The organism is Streptomyces sp. KMM 9044 (assembly GCF_024701375.2).
Classification (GTDB): domain Bacteria; phylum Actinomycetota; class Actinomycetes; order Streptomycetales; family Streptomycetaceae; genus Streptomyces.
The window spans coordinates 7,057,696-7,074,706 of record NZ_CP113910.1; the positions used below are offsets into that span (position 1 = coordinate 7,057,696).

15 protein-coding genes and 2 pseudogenes are annotated in these 17,011 nt (G+C 71.8%); 9 read left to right on the forward strand and 8 right to left on the reverse strand.

The window, feature by feature from the left end; translation table 11 throughout:
• Nucleotides 1–25: 25 nt before the first annotated feature.
• The 3 genes from HUV60_RS31720 to HUV60_RS31730 form a co-directional block, all read right to left on the reverse strand.
• Entirely contained in the window at nt 26–1,465 is a 1,440-nt protein-coding gene (locus HUV60_RS31720) for a PP2C family protein-serine/threonine phosphatase (protein WP_257853489.1), read from the reverse strand.
• 398 nt (nt 1,466–1,863) lie between these two features.
• Nucleotides 1,864–2,958 (reverse strand): baeRF3 domain-containing protein, encoded by a 1,095-nt coding sequence (locus HUV60_RS31725; RefSeq protein ID WP_257853490.1) that lies wholly within the window; start codon nt 2,956–2,958, stop codon nt 1,864–1,866.
• A gap of 67 nt (nt 2,959–3,025) precedes the next feature.
• Complete coding sequence (locus tag HUV60_RS31730; protein ID WP_443047466.1) at nt 3,026–4,600, reverse strand: alpha/beta hydrolase; 1,575 nt, start codon at nt 4,598–4,600, stop codon at nt 3,026–3,028.
• A 270-nt stretch (nt 4,601–4,870) separates the two neighbouring features.
• Here HUV60_RS31730 and HUV60_RS33700 point away from each other — a divergent pair, with 270 nt between their 5' ends.
• Nucleotides 4,871–5,350 (forward strand): chaplin, encoded by a 480-nt coding sequence (locus HUV60_RS33700; RefSeq protein WP_331462031.1) that lies wholly within the window; start codon nt 4,871–4,873, stop codon nt 5,348–5,350.
• A 15-nt stretch (nt 5,351–5,365) separates the two neighbouring features.
• Here the strand turns inward: HUV60_RS33700 and HUV60_RS31740 are convergent, their stop codons facing one another.
• Nucleotides 5,366–5,806 carry an SPW repeat protein gene (locus HUV60_RS31740; protein ID WP_257853492.1) on the reverse strand — a complete coding sequence of 147 codons (441 nt, stop codon included), beginning with the start codon at nt 5,804–5,806 and terminating at the stop codon, nt 5,366–5,368.
• 373 nt (nt 5,807–6,179) lie between these two features.
• Between HUV60_RS31740 and HUV60_RS31745 the strand changes: the two genes are divergently transcribed.
• The 4 genes and pseudogenes from HUV60_RS31745 (at nt 6,180) to HUV60_RS31760 (ending at nt 10,344) form a co-directional block, all read left to right on the forward strand.
• Entirely contained in the window at nt 6,180–7,088 is a 909-nt protein-coding gene (locus tag HUV60_RS31745; RefSeq protein WP_257853493.1) for a glycoside hydrolase family 19 protein, read from the forward strand.
• A gap of 120 nt (nt 7,089–7,208) precedes the next feature.
• Nucleotides 7,209–8,588 carry a PI-PLC domain-containing protein gene (locus HUV60_RS31750; protein ID WP_257853494.1) on the forward strand — a complete coding sequence of 460 codons (1,380 nt, stop codon included), beginning with the start codon at nt 7,209–7,211 and terminating at the stop codon, nt 8,586–8,588.
• A 213-nt stretch (nt 8,589–8,801) separates the two neighbouring features.
• Complete coding sequence (locus HUV60_RS31755; protein WP_257853495.1) at nt 8,802–9,194, forward strand: VOC family protein; 393 nt, start codon at nt 8,802–8,804, stop codon at nt 9,192–9,194.
• Between the two features lie 58 nt (nt 9,195–9,252).
• Nucleotides 9,253–10,344 (forward strand): annotated as a pseudogene (locus HUV60_RS31760) (adenosine deaminase).
• On the opposite strand, the gene HUV60_RS31765 reads toward HUV60_RS31760, so the two are convergent.
• Nucleotides 10,308–10,823, reverse strand: coding sequence for a mycothiol transferase (locus tag HUV60_RS31765; protein WP_257853496.1), 516 nt, complete (start codon nt 10,821–10,823; stop codon nt 10,308–10,310). The pseudogene HUV60_RS31760 and the gene HUV60_RS31765 sit on opposite strands and share 37 nt — an antisense overlap.
• Nucleotides 10,824–10,910: 87 nt before the next feature.
• Complete coding sequence (locus HUV60_RS31770; protein ID WP_257853497.1) at nt 10,911–11,795, reverse strand: LysR substrate-binding domain-containing protein; 885 nt, start codon at nt 11,793–11,795, stop codon at nt 10,911–10,913.
• Between the two features lie 157 nt (nt 11,796–11,952).
• On the opposite strand from HUV60_RS31770, the gene mgrA reads away from it, so the two are divergent.
• From mgrA to HUV60_RS31790, 4 genes and pseudogenes are all read left to right on the forward strand, one after another.
• On the forward strand, nt 11,953–12,945 hold the full coding sequence (mgrA, locus tag HUV60_RS31775) for an L-glyceraldehyde 3-phosphate reductase (protein ID WP_257853498.1): 993 nt from the start codon (nt 11,953–11,955) through the stop codon (nt 12,943–12,945).
• 319 nt (nt 12,946–13,264) lie between these two features.
• Nucleotides 13,265–13,675: a hypothetical protein gene (locus tag HUV60_RS31780; RefSeq protein WP_257853499.1), complete on the forward strand. Its 411-nt coding sequence runs from the start codon at nt 13,265–13,267 to the stop codon at nt 13,673–13,675.
• Nucleotides 13,676–13,852: 177 nt separating this feature from the next.
• Complete coding sequence (locus HUV60_RS31785) at nt 13,853–14,389, forward strand: FHA domain-containing protein (protein ID WP_257853500.1); 537 nt, start codon at nt 13,853–13,855, stop codon at nt 14,387–14,389.
• Nucleotides 14,390–14,395: 6 nt separating this feature from the next.
• A pseudogene (locus HUV60_RS31790) lies at nt 14,396–15,161 on the forward strand (serine/threonine-protein kinase); the annotation flags it as partial.
• A 27-nt stretch (nt 15,162–15,188) separates the two neighbouring features.
• Here HUV60_RS31790 and HUV60_RS31795 read toward each other — a convergent pair.
• On the reverse strand, nt 15,189–16,454 hold the full coding sequence (locus HUV60_RS31795) for a streptophobe family protein (RefSeq protein WP_257853501.1): 1,266 nt from the start codon (nt 16,452–16,454) through the stop codon (nt 15,189–15,191).
• A gap of 405 nt (nt 16,455–16,859) precedes the next feature.
• Nucleotides 16,860–17,009: a hypothetical protein gene (locus HUV60_RS33705; RefSeq protein ID WP_331462032.1), complete on the reverse strand. Its 150-nt coding sequence runs from the start codon at nt 17,007–17,009 to the stop codon at nt 16,860–16,862.
• Between the last annotated feature and the right edge of the window lie 2 nt (nt 17,010–17,011).

Sequence of the window (17,011 nt, forward strand, 5' to 3'; positions counted from 1 at the left end):
CGAGGCGGTGCGAGCCCTCTGAGTCCTACGAGGCCACCCGGGCGACGAGCACACAGGCGCCGTCCTCGCGCTCCCTGTACCCGAACTCCCGCAGGACGGCCAGCAGGCAGTCCTGCGCGGTACGGCTCTCCGCGAACTGTGGTGCCAGGCCGGCCAGCCGACGCACGGATGCGGTCCCGGACCGTCCGGGCACCAGCCCGTCGGTGTACAGCAGCAGCAGATCGCCGGCCTCGAGGGTCTCCTCGGCCTGCCCGTAGGGGGCTGCCGGGGTGACGCCCAGCAGGACGCCGTCCGGGGTGTCCAGCGCGCGCCCCGTTCCGTCGCGGAACAGCAGCGGGACGGGGTGTCCGGCCTGCGCCCACGCCAGGGAGCGGCTCTCGGGCCGGTAGCGCAGACAGAGGCCGCTCCCGAGGGCGGGCTGCCCGGTGGCGTCCAGTAACCGGTTGAGGCAGGTCATCAGAGGTCCGGGCTCGGTGCCGGACATCGCCATGCCACGCATGGCGCCGAGCAGCATCGCCATGCCCGAGGCCACACCGACGCCCTGCCCGGTCAGTCCTCCGACACTGAGCAGGGTGGTGCCGTCGGACAGTTCGAGGGCGTCGTACCAGTCCCTGCCGGTTGCCGTGCCCGTCGCCGACGGGAGGTGCCGGGCGGCGACGTCGAGGGTCCGGGGCCCCCTGCGCGGGAGCCGCAGGGAACCGCACCACGCCGGCAGCACGGCTTCCTGCAGCTCGACCGTGAGCCGGTGCTCGGTCCGCGCCGCGTCCTGTTCCCGGTGGTGCAGCGAGTCACGGGTCTCGACGACCGCCCGTCGGCACCGGCGCAGGTCGCTGACGTCCCGCAGCACGGCCCACATCGAGGCGGTGCTGCCGTCAGTTCCGAGGACCGGTTCGCCCATCATGTGCACGGTCCGGACGCTGCCGTCCGGGCGTACCAGCCGGAACTCCCCGTCAATGGGCCGTGCGTCGACGAGACAGCCCGTGACCATTGCCGTCAGCCTCGGCCGGTCCTCGTGGTGCACCAGCGACGGCAGTTCGTCGAGGGTGAGCGGCGGGGTGGCCGGGTCGCGGTCCAGGATGCGGTACAGCTCCCCGGACCAACTGGCCTCGTCCGTCAGCAGGTTCCACTCGGCACTGCCGACCCGGCCGAGCAGGGCGTCCTGCCTCGGCGCGGGCGCCGTGGCGGGCGACCGGTCCGGCCCCGCGGGAGCGGCCGACGCGGGGACGGACAGCGGGCCGTCCCGCAACTGCGCCAAATGCTCGTCCAGGTCGTCGAGCTGGTGCAGTGCCAGGTCGTACAGGGCGCGCTGCCAGCGGTCCCGCGGGTCCGAGGTGTCCGCCGGGGTGCCGCGCCGCACGGCGTCCACATCGTCCTTGAGCCGCCGGGTCTGCGAGATGAGCGCGTCGACCGGGCCGCGTCCTGGCGGCTGGGCTGCTGAGCGGTCCGCGGAGAGGTGGGGCGGCATGACGCACTCCGATGTGGGACGGTTCGGGCCAGAGTCGGACGGAGGAACCTTTACGACTGTTGCACAGCTCGCGATGCTCTGTAAGGGATTCGGCAAGACACCTCAAGGTCATGCCCTTGGCATATGTCACCGTCTTCGCAGGATTACTAGAGGGGATGTTCCGGGCGCCGACATGTTCGGTCAACCCCCGTGATGTGTAAGTGACTTGATGAGTGCTCCGGTCTGCATTTCCCGCTCGTGCGCATGTTCGACGGATAGGAGTTCGTTTGCGAAAGTGATCTGCATGGTCCCCGTCCCGGGGTGTCCGACCGGATTCTGGCCGGGCGTCTCGGGACGGGCGGTGGGCACCTCCCGGCGGTACGCGCGACACCCTGGGGCCCGCCGGCTGCGGACGGCCCTCAGTACCGCAGTACGCCTGCGATCCGGGCCTCGTCCCCGAGGGTGCCGTCCGGGACGAAGCGGACCTCGGCACCCGTCTCCAGGCACTGCTCGACCAGCTCGTCCACGATGTCCTCGAGAGCGTCCAGGTCGCCGGGCTCGGCGGCGACCAGATGCTCGCCCGCCTCGCGCACCGTCACCCGGAAGTTCTCCTCGACGGCCAGCAGTTGGACCCGGCCGTCCCGGGTGTTCTGCCACAGCTCGTCGACCCCGGCCGCGAACCTCTTGCGTCCGCGTGCCGTCTCCAGTGTCCCGACGACGGCCTCCGCACTCTTGCGGGCCTCGCTCTCGAGCGCGGGGCGCAGGGCCTGCCGCACCGCGTCGGGCGTGCCGTGTGCGAGACCGCCGTGCTGGACGTGCACCGCGTCCCGGGTCACGCTGCCGGCCTCGCCCAGCAGGGACAGCGCCGCAGGCTCACCGGTGACATACAGGGGTCGCGGGTGCCCACGCAGGACCGTGGCCATCGCGGTGCCGGCATCGCGCAGGAACCGTCGGGTGCCTTCGTCCCGGAAGGTGCTCGGCTGATCGCCGACCCGCTCCAGGCGCTCAGGGTCGAAGTTCTCCTCGGCCCGGGTCAGCGGGAAGCCCCCGATGTGCTCCTCGGTGACCCGGTCCGTGCTGCCGTTCCACAGTGTGACCCGGTCCGCGGAGACGGACAGTACCCAGAAGGGGCGCTCTGCCCTGTGGGCGGACACCAGGTTGCGGGTAAGGAAAGTGTCCGAGAGCACCACGCGCTCCGGCACCGGACGGGCGAGCGACCACACCTGGTGCTCGCCCGGAGCGGCGAAGATGACCAGGCCGTCCTCGGCGTGCGCCAGATCGACCTCGGTCAGGGCCTGGTCGAGCTGCAGTTCCACCTCTCCGCGCCGGTCCCTGGTGACCGCGGGATCGGCTTCCAGCTGTTTCTTGGCCCTGGCCACCACATTGCGCAGCCGGACCGGATCCTGGGCGTTGAAGGGCTTGCGCCGGTGCGCCGGTGTCAGCACCGACACCGCGGGGTAGGGGCGCGGGCGGCGAAGCTCGGCAAGGGTCGTGGGACTCAGATCGTGCTCCATGACAGCACCATAGAGCCGAATCACGAATAGGGCATTTGGGGCATTCTTGCGCCGTCCGGGTGTGGACTCACGAACGGGTGACCTCCTCGTCTCCGCAGGAGCTGCCGCTGGGTGGCAGGGTGCCGTAGAGGAGGAAGTCGTCGACCGTGCGGTGGACGCATTCGGACGATCCGTAGCCGGTGTGGCCCTCGCCCCGGTTGTCCAGCACCACCGCGGACGGGCCGAGCCGCTCGGCCGTCTCCACCGTCCACCGGTACGGTGTGGCCGGGTCGCCCCGGGTGCCGACCAGCAGCATCTTCGGCGTGTCGAGGTCCTTGACCTCTTCGCGGATGAAGTCGGTCCCCTCGGGACGGCCGTGGCACATCAGGACCTGGGCGAGCCGGTAGCGGCCGAAGACCGACGAGGCCTCCTCGTAGGCGGTGCGCAGCCGGGCGAGGTCCCGGGTCACCTGCTCGGCGGCCGGGCGGTCGGGGTCGTCCGCGCAGTTCACCGCCATCAGCGCGGCCGGCAGGTTGTCCAGGGGCACCTCCTCCTCGTCGACGAGCGGATCGTCGGCGCGGTGCGGCAGGGGGATCGCCACTCCGCCGGTGGCGAAGGCCTCCACCCCGCGCGTGTCCCCGCCCTCCATCAGCTCCGCGAGCGCCCGCTGCAGCAAGGGCCACAGTTCCTTGCTGTAGAGGCCCTGGCCCAGGGCGACCGCGAGGTCCTGGCCGGTGAACCCGTAGCCGAAGTCCGTCGGTACGGGGTTCTCGTCGAGCGAGTCGACCAGTTTCACGACCGATTCCCTCGCCTCGCGCGGATCCCGGCCGAACGGGCAGACGATGTCCTCGGCGCACCAGGTCAGGAAGTGCTCGAGCGCGGTCTGCTGGCCCCGCACGCCCGCCAGCCCCTGCTCCGCCAGCGGATCGGTCAGTGTGTCCACCCCGTCCAGCACGAACCGGCCCACCTTCTCGGGGAACCGGGCCGCGTACACCGCGGCCAGCCGGGTTCCGTAGGAGAACCCCAGGTAGTTGAGCTTCTTGTCGCCGAGCACCTGCCGCATGACGTCCAGGTCGCGTGCGACGTTCACGGTACCGATGTGCGGCAGGACCGGGCCCGAGTGCTCGGTGCACTCGGCAGCCACCTCACGCAGCTGGGCCAGCGTTTTCCGCGGATCGGACATGTCGTCGCCGCCGGTGGCCTCCAGCGCCTGACCGGTGGCCTCCGTGCCGCAGCTGACCGGTGAGGAACGGCCGACGCCGCGCGGGTCGAAGGACACCACGTCGTACTCGTCGGTGAGGCCCATGAACTCCTTGCCGCCGTGGGCGAGTCCGAGCACGCCCGAACCGCCCGGCCCGCCGAAGTTCAGCACCACCGAGCCGCGGGGCTCGCCCGTGCCGCGGTAACGGGCGAGGGCCAGGTCGAGGGCGCCCTTGCCCGGGTCGGCGTAGTCGACCGGGACGGTGATCTTCCCGCACTGCAGGTCCTCGGGCAGGTCCGTGCCCTCGCACGCCGACCACGTGATCTTCTGGTCGTAGAACCGGTCGAGGCCCCGGTCGTCGGCAGCGGCCGCCGGGAGACCCGCGCCCAGCAGGGCCAGCCCGACCGCTCCGGTGACCGCGCAGCGTCGGAACGGGAGTCGCATAGAGAGCTTGACCAGCATCGATGCCTCCAGGGGCGCCCCACAGCGGACCGGGAACCGGCACCCTCGATCACGATACGGGGGGCTCATCGGCCCCGCCTGTCGGCCGAAGGCGTTCCACGGTGCCCGGCCCGGTACTCCGGAGCCCCGGCGGCACGCGTCTGATCGGCGACCAGTACCCGAGTTCGAGCAGCGGGCGCTCCACTGAGTGAACGGCGTGCGACTTTCGGACAAGCCACAACCCGGTTGGTGCAACCGCGCTCCCTCCGGTGCGGGCGAGCGCCCGCGGCCATGTCCGGAAGGCAGGCAACCTATGACACGGGTTACCCGAAGCGGTCTGATCGCCGTCGCCGTCGCCGCCGCGACGGGCACGATGGCCTTGGTGACACCGACGCACGCCGACGCACGCCGACGCCGCCCCGGAGGGCTCCCCCCGGGGCGGTCTCCGGGAACACCGTCCAGCTCCCGGTGCGCATCCCGGTCAACGCCTGCGGGAACACGATGGACGTGATGGGCCTCCTCAACCCGGCAGCGGGCAACACCTGCGTCAACGAGGGAGCGGACGAGCGGGGTGGGGACGAGGGGGCCCACGGGTCCTCGGGCGGTGCCGCAGCCGACGGCAGCACGCAGGGCGCAGGTCGACGGCCACCTTACGCACGGGCATCGTGCGGACGCGATGCCGTCCTGTCGTCCGGCGCGGGGACCCCGGTCCTCTCATGCCGGGCTCGCGGGATCCGGCACCGGACCCCGATCCCCGGTCCGGCGGCCTGAGCCGAGCGAAAGACCCTAGGTCCTCGGGGCGCTCCTGGACGCCGTGACGGCGCACACGAAGCCGAGCGCCAGCGTCAGGGCACCGATGACGATGTTGTTCCAGATGACGCCCGCGTCCGGATTGGTGCCGACGATCCACGGTGAGACGATCATCCACACGCCGAGGGCGCACATCGCTCCGCTGAGGCCGTACATGCGCGCCGGCGCGGCGGTGAAGCCGAGGGCGAGCAGGCCGATCGCGATGCCGACGATCAGGTTGTGGGGCGCCAGCGCGGGCTGGCTCGTCGTGTAGTGGAGTATCCAGGGGGACACCGCGCAGTAGAGGCCGAGCAGGAACACCGGCCCGTCCACCAGGACCACATCACGACCGCCGAGCATACGGTCGTAACGTGCCTGCATTTCCGGAGCATCGGGGTGGCTCGCGATGTCACCACGGGGATGCGAGACGTTGGCCATGAGTCGTCTCCTTTGACTGACCGGCCTCACCGCTTCTGGGGTGGTGTGCGGCAAGCGCCACTTAGGGTCATTCTGCACTTTTTTCCCTTTTATGTGTAGAGGCTGGGGGCCGTAGCCGCCGAGCGTGTCTTCCGGCTGACGTGTGCGACGCGCGTGGCGGGTTCGGTGCGCCTTCCGGAGGGAGGCGGCGGGGCCGGTTCGTCCGACTGGTCTACACCCTTGACTGGTACAGACCAATGCGGTTGAGTGTGTCCGACACCCCCCACCACGGCCGCCCTCATCCCGTGGCCGGCTCCGCCGGCGCGTGCGGCAAGACCCCGCTCGGGCACGTCATCGCCCGGGATCGGCCGTGTCCCGCGAAGGAGTTGATCCCTTGACGAGACGCCGCACCTCCTCCGTCCTGGCCGCCGTCGTCATCGCCGCCAGTGCACCCGTGCTGCTCCCCGCCGCGACCGCTTCGGCCGCCCCCGCCTCGGCGTCCGCCGCGTGTTCCAGCTATCCGAACTGGGTGGCCGGGCGGTGGTACAACGCCGGCGACATCGTCCGCTACACCGACGGCCGGGCCTACGTCGCCGAGCACGGCAACCCGGGCTACGACCCCGTCATCAGTACCTGGTACTGGGAGCCGTACTCCTGCGACAGCGGCCCCGGAACGCCGGTCGGCAACTTCGTCGTGACCGAGGCGCAGTTCAACCAGATGTTCCCGAACAGGAACCCCTTCTACACCTATGGCGGTCTCGCCGCCGCCCTGAGCGCCTATCCCGGCTTCGCCAACACGGGCGGCGACACCGTGAAGAAGCAGGAGGCCGCTGCCTTCCTCGCCAACGCCAGCCACGAAACCGGCGGCCTGGCCCACGTGGTGGAGCAGAACACCGCCAACTATCCGCACTACTGCGACTGGAACCAGCCCTACGGCTGCCCGGCCGGCCAGGCCGCCTACTACGGTCGCGGTCCGATCCAGCTGAGCTGGAACTTCAACTACAAGGCCGCGGGCGACGCGTTGGGCCTCGACCTACTGGGCAACCCCTGGCTGGTGCAGAACGACTCCTCCGTGGCCTGGAAGACGGCGCTGTGGTACTGGAACACCCAGAACGGCCCCGGCTCCATGACCCCGCACAACGCCATGGTGAACCAGGCCGGTTTCGGCCAGACGATCCGCAGCATCAACGGCTTCCTGGAGTGCGACGGCCGCAACCCCGCACAGGTGCAGAGCAGGGTGGCCAAGTACCAGCAGTTCACCCAGATCCTCGGGACGTCACCCGGCGGCAACCTGTACTGCTGACGCAGGGTGGGCGGACATGATGTCATGCCCCTGACTATCTGAGATCCGGCCGCGTGCCGTCCACGTTCCCCGCGTACGTGGACGGTGCGCGGCCGTCCTCCGGACCGAAGGGCACCCGTCATGCGCACCCCCCACGCCCTGCTCGCCACGACCGTCACGACGACCGCGCTGGTCGCGGCGGTCCTGGCACCCACCCCCGCCGCCGGGACCGAAGTGGTACCCGAGCCCGGCACCTTCTACGTGCAGAGCGCCGCCACCGGACTCAACGCCGCCGGCAACGCCGGAGCCGTCGAACAGCACCGGCCCCGGGGCAACGAGGACCACCAGCAGTGGAACCTGAGGGCCAACGGCACCACCCACCTCCTGGAGAACGCGGACGTCCCGGGCACCTGCCTCGGCCGCACCGGCGACCAGGCCAGGACCGTCCCCTGTGCCGGCGCCGACGCGGCCTGGGTCATCGCCCCCGCCGCTGCCGACCGGTTCACGCTCGCCGTCCCCGGCGCCGACCGGCGTCTCGCGGTCGCCCCCAGGCCCTCCGGCGCCACCCACCCCGCCCGGCTCACCGTCGCCGAAGGCTCCCCGGACCTCGCCCACTGGTATCTCACTCCGGCCTCTCCCCCCACCCGGCCCATGCCGCCCCAGGGCGGCCGCACCCTGGACCAGGTCACCTTCCTCACCTCGCACAACGCCTACGCCAACGGAGTCGACGGAGGTTTCGCCCCGCCCTTCGTCAATCTCTTTCCCAATCAGACGCGCGGCATCGAACGCCAACTGGCCGACGGGGTACGCGGATTCATGCTGGACATCCACCAGACCCCGGACGGCGCGATCCTCTGCCACACCAGCTGCGCCCTGGTCAGCAGGCCCGTCGCGCTCTGGGTCGACCTCCAGCGCATGGTCGACTTCCTCGAGGCCCATCCCGACCAGGTGGTCACCGTGTTCCTGGAGGACTACGTCGACCCGGGTGTGCTGCGTGCCGAACTCGCCCGCGTCAACGGCCTGTCGGACGTGCTCTACCGGCCGGACCGCACCGGCGTGCGGGAGAACGGCTGGCCGACGATGGCGGACCTGACCGCCGCCGGAAAGCGCCTGCTGATCTTCAGTGACCACAGCCGCTCCGCCGACCAGTCCGCCGGGCTGACCCGGGACAGCTTCGGCGTCATGTACCAGCGCGAGTGGACCGTCGAGAACCACTGGTCCATGGGCTCGGGCGTCGGCGCCTCCGACTGGTCGTGCTACAGCCGTTGGTACGACGCCGGTACCAACATCCCGCTCACCCGTACCGAGCCGGGGTTCCGTCCTCTCTTCGTCATGAACCACTTCCGGGACGCCCCGGTCGCCGTAACGGCCGGTACGGACAACGGCAAGCTCGCCGACCGCGCCCGCAGGTTCTGTCAGCCCGCCGCCCGCAAGAAGCCCAACTTCCTCGCCGTGGACCGCTACGACCTCGGCAACCCGGCGGCCACCGTCGACGCACTCAACACATACGTGTACCCGTAGGCCCGGCTCGGGAGCCGGCACCCCGCCTGCCCGCCCCGGTTGCACGCGTGCCTGTACCGGCACGCATTCCGCCCCGCCCCCGCCCGCCCACCGCATCGGCTCCCGTGCGGTGCGGCGGGCGGGCGGCGCCGTCCGGGGTGACGGGCGCGTGCCTGGGTGGTACGTATCACCTCTGCCGATCGATCCCACCCATCGCTTTCCGGAGAGGTCCCGATGAGACGTGTCGCCCTGGTCACCCTGGTCGTCGACGACTACGACGAGGCGATCCGCTTCTACACCGAGGCTCTCGGATTCCACCTGGCCGAGGACACCCCCCGGCCCGACGGCTCCCGCTGGGTCGTCGTCGAACCGGACGCGGGGACCACCGGCACCGGCCTGCTGCTCGCCCGCGCCAAGGGCGACGACCAGGGCGCCCGGACCGGTGACCAGACCGGTGGACGCGTCGGCTTCTTCCTGCACACCGACGACTTCGACCGCGACCATGCCCGGATGACGGCCTCGGGTGTGACCTTCCTGGAAAGGCCGCGCCACGAGCCGTACGGCACGGTCGCCGTCTTCCAGGACCTCTACGGCAACCGCTGGGACCTGCTCCAGCCCGCCGGCTGACCCCGTACTCCGACACCGGCTCCACCACCGACACCGAACCGCCGAGAAACGCCCGCCCATGACCGCGCCCCGCATCACTTCCGACACCGGGGCCCCCGCCGCTGCCCAAGGCCGTACTGCACGACCACCTCGACGGCGGGCCGCGTCCCGCCGCCGTGGTCGAGCTCGCGGACACGACCGGTCACACCCTGCCCACCACCGACCCGGACGAGCTCGCCGCCTGGTACGTCGGGGCCGTCGGCTCCGGTGACCCGGTGCGCTATATCGCCACCTTCGAGCACACCCTCGCCGTCATGCAGACCCGCGAGGGCCTGCTGCGCACCGCCGAGGAGTACGTACTCGACCTCGCCGCCGACGGTGTCGTCTACGGCGAGGTCCGCTATGCCCCCGAGCTGATGACGAAGGGCGGACTGGCCCTGCCCGGGGTGGTCGAGTCCGTGCAGGAGGGCCTCGCGGCCGGCATGGCCGGGGCCGCCGCCGCGGGGACGCCGGTGCGGGTCGGGACACTGCTGTGCGGCATGTGGAGTTCGGCCGGACGCGGGAGAACGCCGACCTGGTGGTGGCGTTCCGGGACGCCGGGGTCGTCGGTTTCGACATCGCCGGTGCCGAGGGCGGCTTCCCCGCCGCCGATCACCTGGACGCCTTCGAGCACCTGCGCCGCGAGAGCGTGTCCTTCACCATCCACGCCGGCGAGGCCCACGGCCTGCCCAGCATCCACCAGACCGTCCAGTTGTGCGGCGCCCAGCGCATCGGTCACGGCGTGCGGATCACCGAGGACATCGTCGACGGCAAGCTCGGCCGGCTCGCGGGCTGGGTCCGTGACCGCCGGATCGCGCTGGAGGTGTGCCCCACCTCCAACCTCCAGACCGGCGCCGCCGGTTCGATCGCCACGCACCCCGTCACCGTGCTGAAGGACCTCGGCTTCCGGGGCACCCTCAACACCGACAACCGGCTCGTCTCCGGCACCACCATGACCCGTGAGACGTCCCTGCCGGTGGAACAGGCCGGCTGGACCGTCGAGGACCTGCGGACCGTCACGGTCAACGCCGTCAAGAGCGCGTTCCTCCCGTTCGACGAGCGCAACGCCCTGCTCAGGGACGTGGTCCTGCCCGGTTACGACTCCGTACGCCGAAGAAGGCCCCGCACGTAGGCGGCCTGTCCGGCGTGCTGGAGATCGTCGGACAGGCCGCTGCCCAGGCGCACCCCCAGGCTCACCGGCGGATGCCAGCGCTCGTCCACGACGCGCGCCAGGTCCTTGGCGGCCAGTGCGCGCCGGACGTCCAGCGTCTGCTCGTGCACCGCGTCGTAGGAGCCGGTCAGCAGGCCGCCCGAGTCGCCCCGTGCCCCGGCGGCCTGCTCCGGGGTGTGGCCGTATCCGGTGTCGTGACGGGGCAGACCGAGCGCGAACCGCTTCTCGAAGCCCTGGGCGAGCCGCACCTGGTCGCGTCCGAAGGCGTCCGCGACATGGTCGTCCCGGATCCGGGTGAGGTGCCAGACGAGCCGGGCGATGGAGCTGGTGCCCGGGACCGGAGGGGTGTTCAGGGCGTCGGGGCCGAGTCCGGTCACGGCGGCGTGGACCTCTTCGCGGACGCGGCCGTAGCCGTCGGTGAGGATGTCCTTGGCAGGCATGGGACCACCCTCGCGCATCCCGCCCCGACACGCGCCCGGTGGACCCGCCCCCGTACACGCGCCGCCCCCGCGCCCGCGCGGTCGTCCCTACGCCTCCCCGCTGTCCAGCAGAACCATCAGTGCCCGCGCCGCCGGGCTGGTGGCCTCTTCCGCCGGGACCAGCACCACGCTCTCGTACACCGACTCACCGGTGTCCTTCAGCGGCAGCGCGGTCAGCGCCGCGCGCTTGTGCCGGAAGTGCTGGGGGACGACGGCGATACCGAGGTTCTCGTCGACCAGGTCCAGCAGGCTGTGCACGTCGTTCACCTCCAGCGCGACCGTGCGCCGCACGCCCGCGGCGGCGAACGCGGTGTCGGTGGCGCGGCGCGGGCCCCAGTCGGGGTGGAAGTCGACGAACACCTCACCGCCCAGATCGTGCGGGGTCAGCGGCGCCCCGGCCCGTGCCAGCCGGTGATCGGGATGGCAGAGCACGGTCATCGGCTCACTGGTGAGCGCCACCGACCGCAACTGGTCGGGGTCCGCGTGGGTCCGGTAGGCGAAGGCCAGGTCGAGGCGACCCGCTGCGACCTCCTCAGCCAGCGCCGTCGAGCCCCACTGCCGCAGCCGGATCTCCACGTCCGGATGGCGCCGCCGGAAATCGGCCAGCAGATCCGCCAGGTCCACCCCGGCGATGCACTGCTCGGCACCCAGGGCGAGTGTGCCCCGCAGCACCCCCTGCACCGCGGCCACCGCCTCGTGCGCCGCCCGTACCTGCGCCAGGATCCGCTCGGCCTCCACCAGCAGCGCCCGCCCGGCCTCCGTGAGTGTCACCCGCCGTGTGGTCCGTACGAACAACGGTGTCTGCAGCTCGCGCTCCAGGGAGCGGATCGACGCCGACAGACCCGACTGGGAGACCAGCAGCCGCTCCGCCGCCCGGGTGAAGTGCTGGTCCTCGGCGACGGCGACGAAGTGCTGAAGGTGACGCAGTTCCATGATTGAGAAGCGTATCCGCTGAATTCCATCGGATTCTTCTGTTGGACCGCTGCACGTGGACCGCGCCAGAGTGGAGCCCAGGTCCCGGTCCGGTTCTGGGGCCACGAAACCGGACACCCGTGTCGCCCGCCTGTGTGCCAACCTCTCTGGAGTCGCGTTGTACACCCCGCACCCCGACCGTTACGCGGACCTGCCCTACCGGCGCACCGGACGCAGCGGCCTGAAGCTTCCCGCGCTCTCGCTCGGCCTGTGGCACAACTTCGGCCCCGACCGCCCCGCAGAGACCCAGCGCGCCATCCTGCGCCGCGCCTTCGACCTCGGCGTCACCCACTTCGATCTCGCCAACAACTACGGCCCGCCCCCCGGCGCGGCCGAGTCCGCCCTCGGCGAGGCCCTGCGCGCGGACTTCGCGCCGTACCGCGACGAACTGGTGATCTCCACCAAGGCCGGCTACCTGATGTGGCCCGGTCCGTACGGCGAATGGGGCTCGCGCAAGTACCTGCTGTCCTCGCTGGACCAGAGCCTCGACCGGATGGGCCTCGACCACGTCGACATCTTCTACTCGCACCGCTTCGACCCCGACACTCCGCTGGAGGAGACGATGGGGGCCCTGCACTCGGCGGTCCAGCAGGGCAAGGCGCTGTACGTCGGCGTGTCCAACTACTCCGCGGAGCAGACCCGCGACGCCGCCCGCGTCCTCGGCGAGCTGGGCACCCCGCTGCTGATCCACCAGCCCCGCTACTCGATGCTCGACCGGCGCCCGGAGGACGAGGGTCTGCTGGACGCCCTGGACGAGCTCCAGGTCGGCTCCATCGCCTACTCCCCACTGGAACAGGGTCTGCTGACCGCCCGCTACCTCGACGGCATTCCCGAGGACTCCCGTGCCGCGAGCGACAGCCCGTTCCTGGACACCGACGCGGTTACCGGTGAACTGGTGGAACAGCTGCGCACGCTGAACAGAATCGCCGAATCCCGCGGCCAGACCCTCGCGCAGATGGCACTCGCCTGGGTGCTGCGCGGCACACGCGTGACCTCGGCCCTGGTCGGGGCGAGCAGCCCGCGGCAGCTGGAGGACAGCGTGGCGGCCACCCGCAACCTCGAATTCGACGCGGACGAACTGGCCCGCATCGACGCCGTCGTCAAGCAGTAGGACCGAGCCCGGGCAGGTTCTTCCCGGCCGCGTCGTCATCGTCGTGACGGCGCGGCCGGCGCCGTGCCGGGCCCGCTCCTTGGCGTGCCGCACCCACTTGCTGCCACGCCGTGCACCGAGAACACGCCATTCCGGCCAACAGGAGGGGCGAATATGCCTGGAGAGTGGCCGGAAAGGCGTGGTGACAGTGATTCGACGGTGAACATACTCGACAACGAGGGCGCTTCACCCGGCGCGACGGCGCCCTCACGCACCGCACGCGACCCGCCGGAGGGACGGCCCGGTCGGCCGACGGGCAACGCAACCGGGGGAGGAAATCGTGCACGACGAGTTCCTGTGCCACGTCACGGCGTACGGAGTCTGCGACGGCCGCCGCATCGGTGTACCCCTCGGCACGTACCGCGCCCCCACCCTGGCCCTCGCCCTGTGGTGGCTGCGCGACCGCGCCTCCTGGATCGCCGAGCGGCTCGACCCGCGGCCCGAGGCCGAGCGCTTACCCCCGGGCGCGCTCGTCCCCGTCGCCGACGGCGTGCCCGACGTGCCCGCCGTGCTGCGTGCCTGGTGCGGCGACGTCGCCCGACAGGAGGAGATGGCCGAGGCCCTGGCAGCCGGACGGATGGTGCGCCTCGCCACCGGCGACGACACCACCGAGTACGAACTCCTGGCCGAATCCGTGGACGCCCTGCGCATGCAGCGCGCGGCCCCGGTGCTGGGCGTCCCCGTCGCCTGACCGCCATCGCATCGCCCTCCCGCCCCGCCCCCACCCGCCGCGCCAAGCACTCGAACGGACCAGTCGGTAGAATCCAGGCATGGTCGAGCGCCGGGTCGCACCGGAGCTCCTCGTGGAGACCGGCAGCGGCTCCACCCTGGTGAGCCCGGGCCGCGACTACATGTCGGACGCGACCCGTTGAGCGACATCGTCATGGACGACGCCCGGGTCTCCTGGCATCACGCGGTGCTCCATCCCGAAGACGGCCACCGGACCCTTGAGGACGAGCACAGCGCCAACGCCACCTACACCGACGGCCACCTGCTGGTTGCGGTGCCCCAGGACCCGCCCGCCCCCGAAGCACCCCTGTCCCGCACCGCCGACCCCCGGCCGCTGCTCACCCGGGCCGAGGAGGTCCTGGCCGGTTACCGGGCCGCCGTCGAGGCACGGGCCGGCGGTCTTGACGGCGAGGGCTTTCGCGTACGCACCCGAGGCCTGCGCGTCGGCCTCGTCGTCGACGGGGAGTCCCTGTGGTTCTACGACTCCGACCACGGGCGCTGGATCTACACCGACGGCACCAGGCTGCACATCTACGCCGTCGACGAACCTCCCCGCGCCACCGAGGCCCCGGAAGCCGTGGGGCACGCTCCCACCCGGATCGTTCCCGGCGAACCCGTCCGGTCCGTACCCGCCGAACCCACCCGCGTCGTCACCTCGGGCCCTCCCGGAGCGTGACGACCGATGACGCACGACACCGGCCTCTTCGCCGGCCGGCCCTCCGAGCTGACGGGGCAGCAGGTCGCGGGCTACCGCATCGAGCGCGAGATCGGCCGTGGCGGCATGGCCGTTGTCTCCCGCGCCCGGGACCTGCGCCTCGACCGCACCGTCGCCCTGAAACCGCTCGCCCCGGAACTCGCCCGCAACGACACCTTCCGCCGCCGCTTCACCCATGAGTCCCGCACCGCCGCCATCGACCACCCGCACATCGTTCCCGTCTTCGAGGCCGGTGAGACGGACGGCGTCCTCTACAACGCCATGCGGTACGTCGAGGGCGGCGACCTGCGCCACCTCCTCGACCGCGAGGGGCCGCTGCCGTCCCGCACGGCGTTGCGCATCGCCGCGCAGGTGGCTTCGGCGCTCGACGCCGCCCACGAGCACGGCCTGGTCCACCGGGACGTCAAGCCCGGAAACATCCTGGTCGCCCGCGGCACCGACAGCGACCACCCCGAGCACGTCTATCTCACCGACTTCGGCCTGACCAAGAAATCCCTGTCCCCGACGGGGTTCACCACCGTCGGCCAGTTCGTCGGCACCCTCGACTACGTGGCCCCGGAACAGATCTCGGGGCGTCCGGTCGACGCCCGCTGCGATGTCTACGGGTTCGCCTGCGTCGTCCACGAGATCCTCGCCGGTCATCCGCCCTTCCGCCGGGACGACGACATGGCCCTGCTCTGGGCCCACCAGTACGCCGACCCGCCACCCCTGACCGCGGTGCGCCCCGCGCTCTCCCCCCCCCGCCGCCCGCCCGCCCAGGTCAGCCGTCCGACCGGCCCCGACGGCGCGTCCTTTGGGCCAGCAGCGCGCCCGCGAAGCCCGCCGTCAGGCCCCACAGGAGGGCAGGCCCCAGCGCGGTCGGCAGGCGTGGTTCCAGCAGGACCTGACCGGAGAGCCCCGTGCCCAGGTCGCCGATGCCGAGCACGGACAGGCCGAGCCGGGCGGAGATCCGGCCGGTCAGGCAGATCATCAGCACCGTCAGCGCGAGTGCCACCGCCAGGCGCACGGCGTGCTGCCAGGCCCGGACCCGGGCCGGTGACAGAGCCGCCATCGCGAACGCCACGGCCAGCAGCAGGACCGCGGCGGCCACCGGCAGCCACCACACCCTGCCGTCGTGCTCGGCGAGCGTGCTCAGGTTCAGTGCCGAGACGTCCCCGGTGCGCAGCACCTCGTCGAGGAGGTGCGGCATGGGCAGCCCGAAAGGGCCTTCCACCCTGCCGTCCCAGGTGGCGCCCAGCCCGATGGTCAGCGCGAGCCAGGTCACGTTGGGCAGGCCGAGCAGGAGTACGGCGAACGTCTCCGCCGGGCGCCCCCGCGTCGCCGCGACGACCAGTGCGATCACGACACCGATGACGACGAAGACGAGCAGCAGTTGCAGCATCGCGTGCGCCGCGGGCCGTACCGCCGTCTGGAACCGGAGCAGCCGGCCCGGCAGCGGGGCGCCGCGCGACACCAGCAGGGCCAGCACCAGGACACCCGCCACCCAGAGCAGGCCGACGAGTACGGTCAGCGGCACATCGGCGGCGAAGCCGACCTCGGGGGTGACCCCGAACAGATCACCGAGATCACCCAGGGCGCCTTCCCCGAGGGAGATCTCGAACGTGTGCCGGGCGGCGAACGCCAGCCCGAGCAGGGCGATCAGCCAGAGGGCGACGATCCTCGCTGCCCATCCGGCCAGCTCCGGCGCCCCGGTGACGGCCCGGTGGCGCAACGGGCGCAGAAAGGCCCAGCCGATGAACAGGGCGCCGGTGAGGGTGACGGACAGCGGCATGACGGTCAGGCCACCCTCCGTGCCGGCCAGGTCCCCCGCGTCGCCGGACAGGTGCACCGACCCGCCGACGGCCGTGACGACGGTCGCCGCGAGCACCTCGGGGAAGGAACCGTCCGGAAGGTCCGCGGCACCGGTCGCCCACAGTCCGAGCGCGGCCACGACTCCCATGGCGATCAGCCCGCCCAGCACCGTGACGAGGGCCTGCGCCCAGCCGTGTCGGGCGATCGCCAGGTCGGCGAGGGTGCGTGAACTCACCCCTGCACGCTAAACAGGCCCCGCACGGGACGCCTGCCGGGAGGTCCGTCCGCGGCGGAGGCGCGGGGCCGTCCGGGCACGGCCCGCGGCCGTGGTGGAAGTCCGTAACCGGGCTCGGGGCGCTCGCCGCGGCCGTGGCGGTGGCCGTGGTCCTGCGGCCGATCAGCTCGTGATGCGGCGGGGCCGCGGCCTGTGCGGAGGACGGGACCGCGATCAGCATGTCCGGGCCGACGGCGTCCAGCGCACCGCAGGCCGGCGCGATCTCCCTGCGCAGCCGTACACGCCGCACCCGTACATGTGTGACGGTGCCGGAGGCCACGTCGACCGTCAGTGTCCGTACGACACCGAGCCGGAGCCCCTCACCCGGGGTCAGCACCGGCAGCCCCCGCACCCGGGAGAACAGCATCACGGCAGCAGGCCCGTCCGCCGGGTGTGGAACGCGCCGGCCCGGGCCACGAGGTCCGGCAGATCGTCGGTGACGCAGGTGGTGGCGTGCGCGGGGACGACCGGCGACCGGCCGGAGACGGACACCGCCTCACCGCGGGGTACGTACACCC